13 protein-coding genes are annotated in these 15,391 nt (G+C 62.4%); 4 read left to right on the top strand and 9 right to left on the bottom strand.

Translation table 11 applies throughout. The features are described 5' to 3' along the window. Window positions 1-70: 70 nt before the first annotated feature. Complete coding sequence (locus H0274_RS03395) at window positions 71-892, bottom strand: outer membrane protein assembly factor BamD (RefSeq protein ID WP_226792934.1); 822 nt, start codon at window positions 890-892, stop codon at window positions 71-73. Between the two features lie 70 nt (window positions 893-962). Beyond that, window positions 963-1,937: a CmcJ/NvfI family oxidoreductase gene (locus tag H0274_RS03390; RefSeq protein ID WP_226792933.1), complete on the bottom strand. Its 975-nt coding sequence runs from the start codon at window positions 1,935-1,937 to the stop codon at window positions 963-965. Window positions 1,938-2,009: 72 nt separating this feature from the next. Between H0274_RS03390 and H0274_RS03385 the strand changes: the two genes are divergently transcribed. Next, complete coding sequence (locus H0274_RS03385; RefSeq protein ID WP_226792932.1) at window positions 2,010-2,639, top strand: TetR/AcrR family transcriptional regulator; 630 nt, start codon at window positions 2,010-2,012, stop codon at window positions 2,637-2,639. Between the two features lie 34 nt (window positions 2,640-2,673). Then, a complete protein-coding gene (locus tag H0274_RS03380; RefSeq protein WP_226792931.1) occupies window positions 2,674-3,699 on the top strand; it encodes an acetylserotonin O-methyltransferase in 1,026 nt (341 codons plus the stop codon). 98 nt (window positions 3,700-3,797) lie between these two features. On the opposite strand, the gene lepA is transcribed toward H0274_RS03380, so the two are convergent. The 3 genes from lepA to H0274_RS03365 form a co-directional block, all read right to left on the bottom strand. After that, on the bottom strand, window positions 3,798-5,615 hold the full coding sequence (gene lepA / locus H0274_RS03375) for a translation elongation factor 4 (protein WP_226792930.1): 1,818 nt from the start codon (window positions 5,613-5,615) through the stop codon (window positions 3,798-3,800). A 48-nt stretch (window positions 5,616-5,663) separates the two neighbouring features. Continuing rightward, entirely contained in the window at window positions 5,664-7,760 is a 2,097-nt protein-coding gene (locus tag H0274_RS03370; RefSeq protein WP_226792929.1) for an EAL domain-containing protein, read from the bottom strand. A 253-nt stretch (window positions 7,761-8,013) separates the two neighbouring features. Beyond that, window positions 8,014-10,356 (bottom strand): putative bifunctional diguanylate cyclase/phosphodiesterase, encoded by a 2,343-nt coding sequence (locus tag H0274_RS03365; protein ID WP_226792928.1) that lies wholly within the window; start codon window positions 10,354-10,356, stop codon window positions 8,014-8,016. Between H0274_RS03365 and H0274_RS03360 the strand changes: the two genes are divergently transcribed. Then, on the top strand, window positions 10,343-10,675 hold the full coding sequence (locus tag H0274_RS03360) for a hypothetical protein (protein ID WP_226792927.1): 333 nt from the start codon (window positions 10,343-10,345) through the stop codon (window positions 10,673-10,675). The two genes, H0274_RS03365 and H0274_RS03360, sit on opposite strands and share 14 nt — an antisense overlap. A 273-nt stretch (window positions 10,676-10,948) precedes the next feature. Beyond that, window positions 10,949-12,265, top strand: a complete 1,317-nt coding sequence (locus H0274_RS03355; protein WP_226792926.1) for an FAD-dependent oxidoreductase — start codon at window positions 10,949-10,951, stop codon at window positions 12,263-12,265. 59 nt (window positions 12,266-12,324) lie between these two features. On the opposite strand, the gene H0274_RS03350 is transcribed toward H0274_RS03355, so the two are convergent. The 4 genes from H0274_RS03350 to fabG form a co-directional block, all read right to left on the bottom strand. Further along, entirely contained in the window at window positions 12,325-12,729 is a 405-nt protein-coding gene (locus H0274_RS03350) for a hypothetical protein (RefSeq protein ID WP_226792925.1), read from the bottom strand. Continuing rightward, window positions 12,729-13,856 (bottom strand): DNA polymerase III subunit beta, encoded by a 1,128-nt coding sequence (dnaN, locus tag H0274_RS03345; RefSeq protein ID WP_226792924.1) that lies wholly within the window; start codon window positions 13,854-13,856, stop codon window positions 12,729-12,731. The genes H0274_RS03350 and dnaN overlap by 1 nt, the downstream gene beginning before the upstream one ends. Window positions 13,857-14,014: 158 nt before the next feature. Then, window positions 14,015-14,548, bottom strand: coding sequence for a hypothetical protein (locus H0274_RS03340; RefSeq protein WP_226792923.1), 534 nt, complete (start codon window positions 14,546-14,548; stop codon window positions 14,015-14,017). Between the two features lie 25 nt (window positions 14,549-14,573). Further along, complete coding sequence (gene fabG / locus H0274_RS03335; protein WP_226792922.1) at window positions 14,574-15,326, bottom strand: 3-oxoacyl-[acyl-carrier-protein] reductase; 753 nt, start codon at window positions 15,324-15,326, stop codon at window positions 14,574-14,576. Between the last annotated feature and the right edge of the window lie 65 nt (window positions 15,327-15,391).

Raw genomic sequence — 15,391 nt, 5'->3', positions numbered from 1 at the left:
GTTCTAGCGAAAGGAGAAGCCCGCGTCACCGCTTTCAAGAGGATTTACAAACAGCTCGGAAATGATCCGATCAGCTGCCGGCAAGATCCTGCGTAGTCCAGGGGGCGTTGCGATCCATCAGGCGGAAGGCCCGGTCATACCATTTGGAACCGGGATAATTGGCCCCCAGCACGGCGGAATAGCGCTTGGCCTCTTCCGGAACGCCCAGTGCAAGGCTGGTCTCGGTCAGACGATAGAGCGCCTCGGGCGTGTGGCTGGTAGTCTGGTATTTTTCCACGACATTCTGGAAGTGCAGCTGGGCGGCCAGCCATTTGCCGGTTTTCTCGTAGAAGCGGCCGATTTCCATTTCCTTGCCGGCAAGGTGATCGTTCACCAGATCGAGCTTCAGGCGGGCATCGGCGGCATATTCCGTGCGCGGGAAACGGCGATTCACTTCCTCAAGCGCGGTCTGCGCCTGGCGAGTAATGCCCTGATCGCGCTGCACATCGCTGATCTGCTCGTAATAGCAAAGGGCGATGAGGTAATAGGCGTAAGGCGCATCCTTGTTGCCGGGGTGAATCGACAGGAAACGCTGCGCCGACTGGATCGACTGGTTGTATTCGCGCCCGACATAATAGCTGAAGGCGCTCATCAGCTGGGCACGGCGGGCCCAGGGCGAATAGGGATGCTGGCGCTCCACTTCGTCGAACAGGGCGGCTGCGATCTTCACGTCGCCCCGATCGAGCCGGGCGCGGGCGGCGCCGTAAAGCGTCTCCACATCGCGCGCGACATAAGCCGTATCCTTCTGTCCACCGCCTCTGGCGCAGCCGCCGGTAAGCGCGATGGCAATGGCGGCACCGGCCAGAATGAGCGGCCGGGCAGTGAGGCGAAGAGGGCGTCGGTTCAACAGCATGAGCTCGCCTATAACCAGCGCCCGGCTGAACGCCAAGTGAAGTATAAGCCCTTCATGCCGGTTGTGGCGCTCACTCCCAGAAAGCCACGCTGCGGCATTCGATGCTTTCCCGGATATTCGCATCCGCAAAGCTCGAATCCCGGAAGGCGGTATGCGGGCTGCGCCAGGTGACGGAATGATCGCTGTCGTAGAATTTGAAGAACAGCACATCGTCGGCCTGCATGTTGGAGAAATACCACCAACGCATATCGGGATTGTGGGAAAATATGCTGGCCGCCATCATCCCTTCCTCGCCGGGAACAGGCTTCACCGCCTCTTCCTCGCTCGGGAAATCATCCACGATGAACAGGGTGTTGGACTTTTCCTCGCCGCCGAAGCTGGTGCGTCCGTCACATACGGCCAGCGGCACGTCCTGCGGCGGGGGTGAAAATGTACGCCAGTAGGAACTGATCAGGAAGCGCTTGAAGCCCGGCCCGTCCGGACATTTCTGGGCATAGGTCATTTCCGCCATGCGCCGCGCGGTCGCCTCGTTCAGATCGACATGGGCTTCACCCGCCGGGGGCTGGATGCCGCCCGTATGGGCATAGCCTTCCACTTTCTCCTGCGCGCGCTGCGAAAGATCGGCGGAAGTGCGGATCATCCATCCACGCGCGAAAACCTTGCTCGCGCCGGTCAGCTGCCGGATGTGTTCTTCCACCTCGCGCTCATACAATGCATCGACCTGCGCCTTGTCGTGAAAGTCCCGCACGGCGCTGGGGTTCTTGCCCAGCATGAAACCGTGGACATCCAGCTTGAAGTGATCGCGGATCGGCATGCCGTCCCGCAGGGTGACCTCATGGTCGGAATAAGTCCCGGTATTCATTTCCTTGCCGCTGCTGACATAGCGACGCGTGACGAAATCGCCCGGATCGACAAACCGGATCAGTGCGCGGGTCTGCCGGGCGCTGTCTTCATCCATATCGGTGCGGACGGGCGTGTCTGCCATGCTTGCCATATTCCACATCTCTCCCACGCGGGCCGCCGCGCAGCCCTGTCGTTTATTCATTTGCATAACTCGCCGATCTGTCCAATCTGCGCAAGGGTGTAGACGGTACGGAGAGTGCCGCTGGAGAGGGACATGCAGGCCGATACAAGAACCAGGCTGCTGGAAGCGGCTGAACGTGTGCTGATCGAGGAAGGCGTGCTGGCGCTCACCATGCGCCGCGTGGGCGATGTGTCCGGCCTCAACCCCACCCTAATCACCTATCACTTCGGCACGGTGGCAATGCTGCTGGCCAATCTGCGCGATCACAATATGGGCCCGATGCTGGAAGCCTGGGCCTGTCTGGAAGATCCCATCCCGACCGGGGCTGACCCGCTCGATACGCTGCTGGCCCGCTGGCTCGCGCCCCTGCTCGCCCCCGCCTGCTTCACTCCTTCCGGCCGCGCGCTGGTGGTGCTGGACGAGATTGCCGCCCATGGCGAAGGGGAAACCGCCGCACAGCTGGTCGATACGATGAGCGCGGTGGCGCACCGCTTCGCGAATCTGCTCATGCCTTATCTGCCCGGTCTGAGCCGGATTGAATTGCGCTGGCGCCTGCGCTTTCTCGCCGGTGCCGCGCTGGGCCCCCCGCCGCGCACGCGCCTCGGCCCCGATGAGCGCGACCCGGGCATGGGGCCCGATGCGCTGGCCGCGCTGATCCGCTTCGCCCGTGCCGCGCTGACCGGCGCGAGCACCTCTGCGCCTGCCGAAACGGAGCGGAGCTGAGCCGCCCGCCCCCTGCAATCCGGAGAGGACAAGAATGAGCGCCCTTCCGCCGACCAATGACGATAGTGCGATCTGGGATTGCTGGCTGGCGCAGTTCCGCCTGCCCATCGTCAACACCGCGATCGAAGTGGGCACTTTCGAGGCCCTGTCGAACCAGCCGCTGACGACGGAGGAACTGGCGGCGGAACTCGGCGTCGATGCCCGAGCCCTGGCAATGCATCTGGCTGCCCTGTGCCCGCAGGGCTTCGTGGAGAAGCGGCTGGGCAAATGGCGCGCCACCCATCTCGCCCGGACCTGGCTCCATCCCGAAGCGACAGGATTCTGGGGGCCTTTCCTAGGCCAGATCGACCGGAACGAGCCTCTGCGCGGACGGCTTATGGAATCGCTGCGCACCGGCAAAAGGCCCGAACAAGGCACGGATCAGCGTCCAGCCGGCTGGGAAAAAGGCACCATGCCGCAGGAAGTGGCCGCCAATATCGCCGCCTTCATGCAGGCCCACAGCCAGGCCCCGGCACTCGGGGCGGCGCGGATGCCGGTTTTCGGCGAACTTTCTCATCTGATGGATATCGGCTGCGGATCGGGCGTGTATGGCATAGAGATCGCCAAGGCGAACCCGGCACTGAAAGTCACTCTGATGGACCTCAAGGAGGTTGCGTTTGAGGCCGCGAAATATGTCGAGGCGGCCAATATAGGCGCCCGCGTCTCCACCACTGCCGTCAACATGTTCGAACAGGAATGGCCGCGCGGGGCCGACGGACATTTCTTCTCCAACGTGTTTCACGACTGGACGGAGGAAACCAACATCACTCTCGCCCGCAAAAGCTTTGCGGCGCTACCCTCTGGCGGGCGGATCTTCCTCAACGAAATCCTGATGGATGACGATTATACCGGCCCTTATCAGGCCGCCGCCTTCAGCTTGCTGATGCTCATCGGCACGCTGGGCAAGCAATATAGCCTGGCCGAATTGCGCGAGATTCTGGAGGAGGCCGGCTTCGTGGATGTAGAAGCCCAGCGCACCGGCGGCGGCTATTATTCGCTGGTCAGCGCGCGCAAGCCCTGAGAGAGCCCCGGAAGGAGAGCCGAGGGAGCGCCACGCGCCTCCCCCGGCATCCAACGGCCTGATCGCAGGCCGAACATCTTCCTGACGGGAAGCGGGACCTATTCCTCGCCCATCCGCAAGGCGGCGATGAAGGCTTCCTGCGGGATCGACACATTGCCGTATTCCCGCATCTTGGCTTTGCCCTTCTTCTGCTTTTCCAGCAGCTTCTTCTTGCGGGTGATGTCACCGCCATAGCATTTGGCGGTCACGTCCTTGCGCATGGCGCTGATCGTCTCGCGAGCGATCACCTTGCCGCCGATGGCTGCCTGGATCGGGATCTTGAACAGGTGGCGGGGGATCAAATCCTTCAAGCGCTCGCACATGTGGCGGCCGCGTTCTTCCGCCACGGAGCGGTGGACGATCATGCTCAGCGCGTCCACCGGATCGCCATTGACCATGATGCCCATCTTCACAAGGTCGCCCTCGCGCATGCCGATCTGTTCGTAATCGAAACTGGCATAGCCACGGCTGATGGACTTCAGCCGATCGTAGAAGTCGAACACAACTTCGTTGAGCGGCAGTTCATAGCTTACCTGCGCACGGCCGCCGACATAGGTCAGGTCGGTCTGGATGCCGCGCCGATCCTGGCAGAGCTTGAGGATCGAGCCGAGATATTCGTCCGGCGTGTAGATCGTGGCCTTGATCCAGGGCTCCTCGATCGTCTCGATCCGGCTGGGATCGGGATAGTCGGCCGGGTTGTGAAGGAAGATTTCCTGCGCATCCTCCGTCTTGGAAGCGCGCAGCTGAATGCGATAGACCACGGAAGGCGCCGTGGTGATCAGATCAAGATCATATTCGCGCGTCAGGCGTTCCTGGATGATTTCCAGATGCAGCAGGCCCAGGAAGCCACAGCGGAAGCCGAAGCCCAGAGCGGCGGAGCTTTCCATCTCGAAGCTGAAGCTGGCATCGTTGAGGCGCAGCTTGCCGATGCTTTCGCGCAGCTTCTCGAAATCGGCGGCATCCACCGGGAAGAGACCGCAGAACACCACGGGCTGCACTTCCTTGTAGCCCGGCAGGGCCTCGGTCGCGCCACCCTTCACGGTGGTGATCGTGTCACCGACCTTGGCCTGTTCTACTTCCTTGATCTGCGCGGTGATGAAGCCGATCTCGCCGGGCCCGAGTTCCGGCAGTTCGATGCGCTTGGGAGTGAAGCAGCCGACACGGTCGATCAGATGCTGGGTTCCCCCCTGCATGAACTTGACCTGGAGGCCCTTCTTGATGACCCCGTCGATGACGCGCACGAGGATGACGACGCCCAGATAGGGGTCATACCAGCTATCCACCAGCATCGCCTTGAGCGGCGCTTCACGGTCGCCCTTGGGCGCCGGGATCTTCTGGACGACGGCCTCCAGCACTTCGGCGATGCCGATGCCGCTCTTGGCGCTGGCCAGCACGGCTTCGGATGCGTCGATGCCGATGATGTCCTCGATCTCGGCGCGGACCTTCTCGGGCTCGGCGGCGGGCAGGTCGATCTTGTTGATCACCGGAACGATCTCGTGATCATGCTCGATGGACTGATAGACGTTGGCGAGCGTCTGCGCTTCCACGCCCTGCGCCGCGTCCACCACCAGCAGCGCACCTTCGCAGGCGGCAAGGCTGCGGCTTACCTCATAGGCGAAGTCCACATGGCCGGGCGTGTCCATGAGATTCAGCTCATAGGTCACGCCATCCTTGGCGGTATAGCTCAGGCGCACGGTCTGGGCCTTGATGGTAATCCCGCGCTCGCGCTCAATGTCCATATTATCAAGGACCTGCTCGCTCATCTCACGGTCGGTCAGCCCGCCGGTGAACTGAATCAGCCGGTCAGCCAGAGTGCTCTTCCCATGGTCGATATGGGCGATAATCGAAAAATTGCGGATCTGCGAAAGCTCGGTCATTCCGCGCCCTTAGCCGGACTGAAACGCCCTGTCAGCAGGCGGAATGCGTCAATATTCCAGCTTGGCCTTGAGGTTCTTCGTCCCGAAGCGGGGAACCGACAGCATCATCGGGTTATCCGCCTTTTCTACCAGCGGAAAATGGCCGGGCGGCAATTGCGCCAGCGGCAGGCCACCCGCCGCCAGCAGATAGGGCGAAACGCGGTTGCGAGTGCACAGGCCGCCCGCTCCGTCATTGACCAGCGGCGTCTCGAAAGTGAGGCCCTGCTGGTCCTGATGGCTGCGCACGACCTTGGCGACCGCCAGCTGCCCTTCTCCGAAATCGACCACAAATTCGGTGCCGACGGGAACGTCCAGCAGCCCTTCGATCATCGCCCCGGTGCGCGAAAGATCGCGCAGCACCACGTCGTAATAATGATCCTCGTGAATGATATGGATCCGGCGATAGAGCTTGCGGCGTTCGGAGCGTTGTTTTTCCGGCCCGGTGGGCGTCATTTCCCACTCATGCCCGGCCAGAAGCTCTTCCACTTCCTCCAGCGCCATCGAGGGCGAATAGACGAAGCCCTGAATGTTCTTCACGCCATGCGCCTGCACCAGGCGGAACTCCTCCATCGCCTCCACGCCTTCGGCCACGGTCTCGATCCCCAGCGCATCGGCCAGGGCGACAATCGCGCCGATCAGCTCGCCATTGCGGCTTCCTTCTTCAAAGGCGCCGCGCAGGAAGCTGGGATCGATCTTGATCGTCTCGAACGGCGCACGCCTGAGATAGCCAAGCGAGGAAGCGCCTGTCCCGAAATCGTCTAGCGCCAGCCGCACGCCCATGCGCCGCAGGGCCCTCAGCTCCCGTTCGCTGACGTCGCCATCCCCGAAATGCGCGCTTTCCTTCAACTCGCATTCGAGCCGGTCCGCCGGCAGACCTGCCGCTGACAGGGCATTGGCCACCGTCCGGGACAGGCCCTGGGTGATGATCTGCTGTTCGGAGATATTCACGCAGACACGCACATCTTCCGGCCAGTTGACCGCATCGGCGCAAGCCTTGCGCAGCACCCATTCGCCAATCGAGACGATGAGATTGCTGTCTTCCGCAATGGGGATGAATATCTCGGGCGAGATTTTGCCACGTTCGGGATGATACCAGCGCAGCAATGCCTCCATCGCCACGATCCGATTGGTCGCGATCGACACGATGGGCTGATATTCGAGCGAAAGCTGCCCGCGCTCCAGCGCTTCGCGCAGATCGCGCTCAAGTTCGCGCCGCAGATGGGATTCGTTCTGCAATTCCTTGGAAAAGAACCGGAACTGCCCGCGCCCGCCATTCTTGGCCGCATAGAGTGCCACATCCGCACTGTGGACCACTTCTTCCCGCGTCACGCCATCATAAGGCGCGATGGCGATGCCTACGGAAGCGCCGATGGTGCAGCGCCCTTCCGGCAGGGAAAAAGGCTGGCTCAACATGGCGATGACCTTGGTGGCGAGTTCGCCAAGCTGGCCGCGATCGTCCATGTCGGGAATCAGCACCTGGAATTCATCGCCCCCAAGACGTCCGATCTCGCAGGTGGTATCGAAAACACGTTTGATCCGCTGCGCCACTTCCTTCAGCAGTTCGTCGCCCGCCTTGTGGCCCAGCGTATCGTTGACCTGCTTGAAACGATCGAGATCGAGCAGCATCACCGCACAGGTGCGCTTGGCGGCGCGAAATGCAGTGAGCATCGCATCGACCTTGCGCTGCATCCGGTGGCGGTTGGACAGGCCGGTGAGGGAATCGAACTGCGCCAGCCGCTCCGTCTCATTCTCCGCGCGGCGGCTTTCGGTGACGTTACCGCCATGGCCGCGATAGCCCTGAAAATTGCCCTCGGCGTCGAATTTCGGGCGTCCGCTGAGCTGCCAATAATGGTCCTCGCCGTCGATATCCCCCCGCATGGTAAGGCCGGAGAAGGTCTTGCGCCCGCCGAACATCAGCGAAAGGCTACGCGGCGACGCCCCATCCCCGGTCTGTTCGGAGACGAACAGGGAGAGGAACGGCGTGGCTGCCAGCATATCGGGCGACTTGCCGAACATTTCGGCCATGGGTTGAGACAGATAGAGGATATTGCCCCGCTCGTCCGTCTCCCAGAACCAGCCGCTACCGGTCTGTTCATATTCGCTCATCAGGAGCAGGCGGCGCTCGGCCTCTTCTGAGGAAGCAAGGCCCGTGAATGCGGGAGTCACCGGCACAGAAGGCGCTATCTCCGTGTCCTCAGCGGCGCTGCGTGCGCTCCGCCACCCTTTCAAGATGCGCCTGCTCAACTGAATATATCCGTCAGTATTATCCCCGCAGCCAGTGTCAGCTGCGAGAGACGATCCTAAACATACACGGTTTAGAATTCCCTAAGATCGCGCTCGCAGCGGCCTCTGCGAGGTCTTAATCGGCCCCGCCTGCTGCCAGCCCCCGGATCGTCCGCCGCTCCATCACAGCGCCGGCTTCGGCGACGATCCTGATGCGCCCTGCCCCGTCGCGCTGAAGCGGCGCGGCGAACTCCACCCCCATCCGGTCCCCGTCGGACCAGCGCGAAGTGGCCGCTATGGCATGGCGATCCGACAGGCGCACCTGGAAGCTCGTCCCGTCCGGCACGTTATACAGCCCTTCGATCAGCGCGCCGGTGCTGGAAATGTTGCGGATCGTGCCGTTGTAGAGCGCACCGTCGCAATCGAGCACGACCTTGCGCAGCATCGTCTGGCGCGGCACCCGGGCGGACCTCGGGCCGCGCGCCACCGCGGCCAGCCCGGTGCGCAGGCGCTCCGCAGCGGCGCTGGCGGATAGAGGCAGGGAATAGATAAAGCCCTGCACATGGCTGCAGCCCTGCAGGCGGATCATGTCCAGCTCGTCCAGCGTCTCCACGCCTTCGGCTGTCGTCTCCATGCCCAGCGACTGGGCCAGGCTGGTGATCGAGGCGATGATCGCGCCATTGCGGCTATCCGGCTGGGTGGCGCCACGCACGAAGCTCTGGTCGATCTTGATCTTGTCGAACGGCGCCTTCTTCAGATAGCCGAGCGAGGAATAACCCGTTCCGAAATCGTCCAGTGCCAGCCGGACGCCGATCTTCTTCAGCGCAGCGAACATGGCGTCGGTGCCTTCATCATCATCGAGGAAGACGCTCTCGGTGATTTCAAGTTCAAGCCGCGAGGGATCGACATCCGCTTCCTCCAACGCGCTGGCGACGATGGCCGGCAGTTGCGGATTCGAGAATTGCAGCGGCGAGACATTGACCGCCACCCGGACATCGGCGGGCCATTGAGCCATATGTTGGCAGGCCGTGCGCAAGGCCCATTCGCCCATCTGGCCGATCAGCCCGGATTCCTCCGCAATCTCGATGAAGCGCATGGGCGGCATGGCTCCGCGCTGGGGATGTTCCCACCGCATCAGCGCCTCGAACCCGCTTATCCGCTCGGTCGCAGTATCCACGACAGGCTGGTAATAGAGTTCCAGGCCGCCATGCGTGATCGCATCGCGCAGATCCTGCTCCAACTGGCGGCGTTCCTCCGCACGGGTGTGCAGATCGTCGGCATAGAAATGATAACGCCCGCGCCCGCCATCCTTTGCGGCATAGAGCGCAAGGTCGGCATTGCGGATCAGCGCCTCGCTGGTCAGGCCGTGATCGGGTGCAATGCAGATGCCCACCGATGCGCCAATGATTACGCGTTGCCCGTCGATCGAATAAGGCTGCGACAGGGAATTGATGATGTCCTGCGCCAGATAGGCCAGCCGGTCCCGCCCCAGCGTGCCGGGCACGATGACCTCGAATTCGTCGCCGCCAAGTCGCCCTACGAGGCCCTTTTCCCCCACGGTGCGTTCCAGCCGCTGCGCCACCTGCTTGAGCAGCGCATCGCCCGCCGGATGGCCCATCGTGTCGTTCACCTGCTTGAAGCGATCGAGATCCAGCAGCAGCACGCTGCAGCAGCGATGGACTGCGAAAGGCGCACTGAGGATTTTTTCCAGCGATTGCGACATCTTGAAGCGGTTCGCCAGCCCGGTGAGGGAATCGTAATGCGCAAGGCGCGAGGTATTTTCCTGCGAGCGCCGCCGCTCCGTGAGATCCGTGCCCGATCCTCGATAGCCAACGAAATTGCCGAACTGATCATAGATCGGCCGCCCGCTGACCGACCACCAGCGTTCTTCGCGCGAAGCCGCACGCACCGGCACTTCCTGAAAGGAAGAACGCGCCGAAAGATGGAAATTCAGCGTCCGCTCGCCCTCTGCCCCGCCAGCGGCAAGATCGAACAGATCGGTAAAATTGCAGCCCTCCAGCTCTTCCGCATCCTCGTGGCCCAGTGCTCTGGCCACCGTTGGCGAGACATAGGTGAGGATACCCCGCCGGTCTGTTTCCCAGAACCAGCCGAGCCCGGCTTCCTCATAATCGTTCAATATGTCTTCAGCGCGGTTGCGGACCCGTTCCCGTTCCAGCTCCCGCTCCTTCCGGGCACGGGCCTGCTGCATCTGGCGGCGACTGGCCAGGATCGAGAAAGCGATGGCCCCCGCCAGCAGGCTGACCGACGTGATCGATCCCTCCACCAGCGCAACCGCAGCCCAGCAGCCTATCTCCGCAGCGAAAAGCCCGGCGGACTTGCTGCTCTGGATCACGGCGGCAATCGCGGTGGTGACGATCAATATGCCCAGTGCGATCGGCCAGGCAAGGGCGTGCACCGTTGCCCAGATACCGATTGCGGCCCCATAGGCCAGCATCGGCACCCCGATGACCAACACCATGCCTGCAATCCGCAGCGGGAGCGACCTCGTCCGCCATCTTTCGATCCGGCGCACGAAAGGGGAAGCCAGGGGCAACGCAACCGCGACAATCGCAAGGAGCAGCGACAGCAAGGGCGGCATCGACCAGGATGCAAAAACCGCAAAGCCGATGGTCAGGACCATCAAGGGCGACATCGTGGGCCATGCCGGCGCGATGAGCGACGGCGCGAAATCGGTGGTATCGGTCGGACGCGAACGCGAATTGCGCAGCGAATGCCGCGCCGCGATGGCCATCCTTTCGGCCACGGGATCGGCCCGGCCGCTGCCGGATGACGCATAGGATCGCTTCCCGGCAGGCGGCGTCTTGGGCGCGCGCGCACCGGCCTTGTGACCGACCTCCTTCAGGATGCTCTGTCTTCTGGATGCACCACCCGCCATGTTTGGGCGTTGCCAAACGCCGTTTGAGAAAAAGTTAATATATGAGCAAGGAATAGCCCCGAGCCATAATGGGACGATTTCCCTGCAAATTGTGAAGGATATCGCAAGCATCCCTTGTCTTGCGCCCGAGGCTGGATCATCCTGTAAAAAGGCGCTGAATCGCAGGGAGAGAGCGATGCGGCATGTTGCGATAATCGGTTCCGGCCCGGCCGGATATTATACCGCCGAAGCGGTGCAGAAGGCCCTGGGCGAGGATGCACGGATCGATGTGTTCGACCGGTTGCCAGTGCCCTACGGCCTCATCCGCACCGGGGTCGCACCCGATCACCAGTCGATCAAGGGCGTGTCCCGCCGCTATGAACAGACCGCGCTGACCGAAAATGTCCGCTTCGTGGGCAACATCACCGTAGGCGAAGACGTGACCGTGCCGGAATTGCAGGGCCTGTATGACGCGGTGGTGCTGGCCACCGGTGCCCCGGTGGATCGCCCGCTGGATCTGCCCGGAGAAGGTCTGCCCAATGTCTTCGGCAGCGCTGCCTTTGTCGGCTGGTATAACGGCCATCCTCAATTCGCCGGGCTGGACCCCGATCTTTCCGGCAAGACTGCGATCGTGATCGGCATGGGCAATGTCGCGCTGGATGTGGCCCGTATCCTCTCCAAGTCCCGGCGGGAGTTCGAGGGGAGCGACATCGTCGGCCATGCACTTGATATATTGCAGCAATCCCGGATCGAACGGATCGTGATCCTGGGCCGCAGGGGCCCCCATCAGATCATGATGACGCCCAAGGAACTGGGCGAACTGGCCGCGCTCGAACGGGCATCCCCCCGCGTCAATCCACGCGACCTGCCCGAGGCAGGGGACGATGCCCTGCTGGAGCCGGGCCTGCGCAAATCGGTTGCCCATCTGCGCGGCTTTGCCGCCATTCCCGAAGCGATCCATGCGGAAAAACCAATCGAGATCGAGTTCGATTTCTTCGCCTCACCCAAGGCGCTGATCGGCAATGGCAGGCTGGAGGCTATCGAAGTCGAGCGCACGGAAGTGAAGACCGGCCGCGCGCAGGGCACGGGGGAAACCTACCGCATTCCTGCAGGGCTGGTGGTAAGCTGTATCGGCTATCGCAGTTCGCCCATTCCCGATGTGCCCTTTGACGAAAGGCAGGGCCGCTTCCCCAACGATGAAGGACGCATCCTGCCCGGCCTTTATTGCGTCGGCTGGGCCCGGCGCGGACCTTCGGGAACCATCGGCACAAACCGGCCAGATGGCTTCGACATTGCGGACAAGATCGCGCAGGATGCCGCATCGGGCGCGCTTGGCCCCTCGAAGAAACAAGGCCGCACCGCCTTCGATGCCCTTGTCCGCGAACGCGGCCTGAAGCTCGTTACCTTCCGCGACTGGAAGAAGATCGAGGAAGCCGAAGAACGTGCCGCGCGGGACGGCGCCCCGCGCGAGAAATTCGTCGATATCAGCGAGATGATGAAGGCACTGGATTGAAACAACGAAGGGATTGAAGGACCGACCGCCGGATGCTTCGCCGATCGATCCGGTCGACCTCAGCTCTCCGGCGTGTCCGCCGCAGGCGTCTCCTCTTTCCCGGCCTCCGCGCTCACTCTGTCTGCCCAGGCCTGCAATGCCTCGCCATGGGCCTGCCAGCGCGGCAGGCAAGCATCGGTGTAGCGCTCATAGGCCGAAACATCGGTATCGATTGCCCTCAGCGCCGCCGTCAGCAGATCGCCGAAATCCTCGCCCGCCACGGCCTGATAGCGGCCCAGGAAATAGTTGAACGCCATGGCGAAGCTATCGCCCGCATCATCCTCGACATAACTGCCGGTGACCGAGGCCCAGGCAGCGCATTCGATATCGCCCTGCGGACTTGCCTTTGCAGGCGCATCGGCCGCAGCGGCGGGGGCCGCCAGCGCGGCCAGAACCGCCGTTGCGGCCAGATGGCGCAGCTTCATCAGACGCGCATCGGCATGAGGACGTAAAGCGCGGGGCTCTTTTCATCCTGACGGATCAGGGTCGGCGCACCGGGGTCAGCCAAGTGGAGTTCCACCGAATCGCCTTCGATCTGATGCAGGATGTCTTTCAGATAATTGGCGTTGAAGCCGATTTCGAAACCTTCAGCCGAATAGGCCGCAGGGACTTCTTCCGCCGCCGTGCCATTATCGGGCGAGGTGACGGACAGAACCACGCGATCCTGCTCCAGCCCCATCTTCACCGCGCGAGTCTTTTCCGTGGCGATGGTCGCAACGCGGTCCACCCCTTCGAAGAAGCTCTTGGGATCGAGTTTCAGCAGCTTGTCGTTCCCGGTGGGAATGACGCGGCTGTAATCGGGGAAAGTGCCGTCGATCAGCTTGCTGGTCAGCACCACGCCCCCTTCTCCGCCCAAGGTGAAACGGATCTTGCTGGCGGAAAGGTCGATCTCGACATTGCCGTCCAGCGCTTCGTCCAGCAGCTTGCGGAGTTCGCCCACAGCCTTTCGCGGCACGATCACATCCGGCATGCCTTCCGCCCCTTCCGGGCGCGCCAGCGTATAGCGAGCGAGGCGATGGCCGTCAGTCGCGGCAGCCTTCAGCAGCGGCTGGCCATCGTCCGAGACATGCAGGAAAATACCGTTGAGGTAATAACGGGTTTCCTCGGTCGAGATGGCGAAGCGGGTCTTGTCGATCAGTTCGGCCAGCACGCGGGCAGGCAGTTCGAAGCTGGTCGGCAGATCGCCTTCCACGATCACCGGGAAATCATCACGCGGCAGGGTGGGCAGCTGAAAGCGGCTGCGTCCGGCCTTCACGGTAAGGCGATTATCCGCTGCTTCGAGGCCGACCTGACTGCCTTCAGGCAGCTTGCGGGCGATGTCGAACAGCAGATGCGCCGATACGGTGAGCGCACCGGGCGTTTCAACCGATACAGCGGCCATGCTCTCGACCACCTGAAGATCGAGGTCGGTCGCCATGATGCGCACCGCACCATCGGTCGACGCATCAATCAACACGTTCGACAGGATCGGGATCGTGTTGCGCCGTTCCACCACCGACTGGACATGGGACAGGCAGCGCAGCAGCGTCGCACGTTCGATGGTTGCCTTCATCGTTCTATTTCGGTCCCCCTGGGGCGCACGGGCTGAATCGCCCGGGAGCGCGGGTTGCATGGGAAACAAGCCTTAACGCGACAGCCGTTCATCGCAAGTTCGGCTTACCCCCAGGGGGGAGAATCTGGGGATAAACCGCAGGCTGGATGCAGAACGGTTCAGTTAAACGCGCCTGCCAGCGTATAATAAGCACTGGTGCAAGCGGCATAGGCGCCGACTTTCATCCAGACCGAAGAATCGATGGAATCGTGATCGATTCCGTTTTTCTCCAACCGTTCGAGCAATTTGGCGATTACTTCCTCCGAGACTTCATCGGCAAGGACATTGCCGCGCCCCTCGCCCACGTCCATCGCATCTTCCACATAGGAAGGCGGGAGGCCGGCTTCTTCCAGATCGGCCGCCAGCCGCACCATCACGATTCCCGACAGGGCGATGCTCAGGTAATCCTCCTCCCGCTCGTCCGGGATGTCGTGCACGCTGCGGCAGGCATCGACGAGGCTGTTGATCGCCTGCTCGAGAGCTTGTCCCTCCTCTGGCGTCGGCTCCCTGACCGACATGGCATCCGCCAATTTCCGAGCGACGGCGGCCGGCGCGATCTGGATGGGGCAGCGCAGGGCCTCCTGCGTCGCCGCCTGGGCCGGAGCGGTAGCAAACAGGCCAAGGGCGGCGGCGGAAATCAGCAGCAGGCGCATAGGCGAGCCTTTCGGGCGGGAAAGGTCAGGACATCATCGCCATGCCGCCATTCACATGCAGCGTCTGGCCAGTGACATAGCCGGCTTCCTTCGAGGCAAGATAGGCGACTGCGGCGCCGATATCCTCACCCTCGCCCATGCGCCCCATTGGAATGCGGGCATTGAGCGCATCCTTCTGCGCATCGGGCAGCACGTCGGTCATCGCGGTGCGGATGAAACCGGGGGCCACGCAGTTCACGGTAATGCCGCGGCTTGCCACTTCCTGCCCGAGCGATTTCGACATGCCGACAAGGCCGGCCTTGGCCGCCGCATAATTGATCTGGCCCGGATTGCCCGTGGCGCCCACCACTGAAGTGATGGTGATGATGCGGCCGAAGCGGGCCTTCATCATCGGCTTGCAGGCGGCCCGCATCAGGCGGAAAGCGGCCTCAAGATTGATCTTGATGACCTGATCCCACTCCTCATCCTTCATCCGCATGGCGAGGTTGTCGCGGGTGATGCCGGCGTTGTTCACCAGAATGTCGATCTTGCCAAGCGTATCCACGGTGGCAGGCACCAGTTCCTCAACCTGCGCGGTATTGGAAAGATCGCAGGTGATTTCCACGTGATCGTGACCGAATTCCGCGTTCAGCTCATCACGGAAAGCGCGCAGCTTCGCGGAGTTGGAGCCCGAAAGCGCAAGGCGCGCGCCTTGCGATGCCAGCGCGCGGGCAATGGAAGACCCGATCCCGCCCGAAGCGCCGGTTACGAGGGCGGTCATGCCAGTGAGGTCGAACATGGTTTTCATTCCTGTTATTTGTTGCGCGCAATAGCTCGAAGTCAGCTTAGGAACGCCTAAAACCC

Source organism: Fulverythrobacter ferritrahens (genome assembly GCF_020539485.1).
Lineage (GTDB): Bacteria > Pseudomonadota > Alphaproteobacteria > Sphingomonadales > Sphingomonadaceae > Andeanibacterium > Andeanibacterium ferritrahens.
The sequence above is the reverse complement of the archived record's forward strand: the minus strand, read 5'-3'. Positions and strand labels throughout refer to the sequence as shown.

Excerpts from the sequence above, each read along its gene's own strand:
- fabG (WP_226792922.1), bottom strand. The coding sequence starts at position 15,326 with ATGTTCGACCTCACTGGCATGACCGCCCTCGTAACCGGCGCTTCGGGC.
- H0274_RS03370 (WP_226792929.1), bottom strand. The coding sequence starts at position 7,760 with ATGAGCGAATATGAACAGACCGGTAGCGGCTGGTTCTGGGAGACGGAC.
- H0274_RS03395 (WP_226792934.1), bottom strand. The coding sequence starts at position 892 with ATGCTGTTGAACCGACGCCCTCTTCGCCTCACTGCCCGGCCGCTCATT.
- dnaN (WP_226792924.1), bottom strand. The coding sequence starts at position 13,856 with ATGAAGGCAACCATCGAACGTGCGACGCTGCTGCGCTGCCTGTCCCAT.
- H0274_RS03380 (WP_226792931.1), top strand. The coding sequence starts at position 2,674 with ATGAGCGCCCTTCCGCCGACCAATGACGATAGTGCGATCTGGGATTGC.
- H0274_RS03340 (WP_226792923.1), bottom strand. The coding sequence starts at position 14,548 with ATGCGCCTGCTGCTGATTTCCGCCGCCGCCCTTGGCCTGTTTGCTACC.
- H0274_RS03390 (WP_226792933.1), bottom strand. The coding sequence starts at position 1,937 with ATGAATAAACGACAGGGCTGCGCGGCGGCCCGCGTGGGAGAGATGTGG.
- H0274_RS03385 (WP_226792932.1), top strand. The coding sequence starts at position 2,010 with ATGCAGGCCGATACAAGAACCAGGCTGCTGGAAGCGGCTGAACGTGTG.
- lepA (WP_226792930.1), bottom strand. The coding sequence starts at position 5,615 with ATGACCGAGCTTTCGCAGATCCGCAATTTTTCGATTATCGCCCATATC.
- H0274_RS03355 (WP_226792926.1), top strand. The coding sequence starts at position 10,949 with ATGCGGCATGTTGCGATAATCGGTTCCGGCCCGGCCGGATATTATACC.
- H0274_RS03365 (WP_226792928.1), bottom strand. The coding sequence starts at position 10,356 with ATGGTGTTGGTCATCGGGGTGCCGATGCTGGCCTATGGGGCCGCAATC.
- H0274_RS03350 (WP_226792925.1), bottom strand. The coding sequence starts at position 12,729 with ATGAAGCTGCGCCATCTGGCCGCAACGGCGGTTCTGGCCGCGCTGGCG.
- H0274_RS03360 (WP_226792927.1), top strand. The coding sequence starts at position 10,343 with ATGACCAACACCATGCCTGCAATCCGCAGCGGGAGCGACCTCGTCCGC.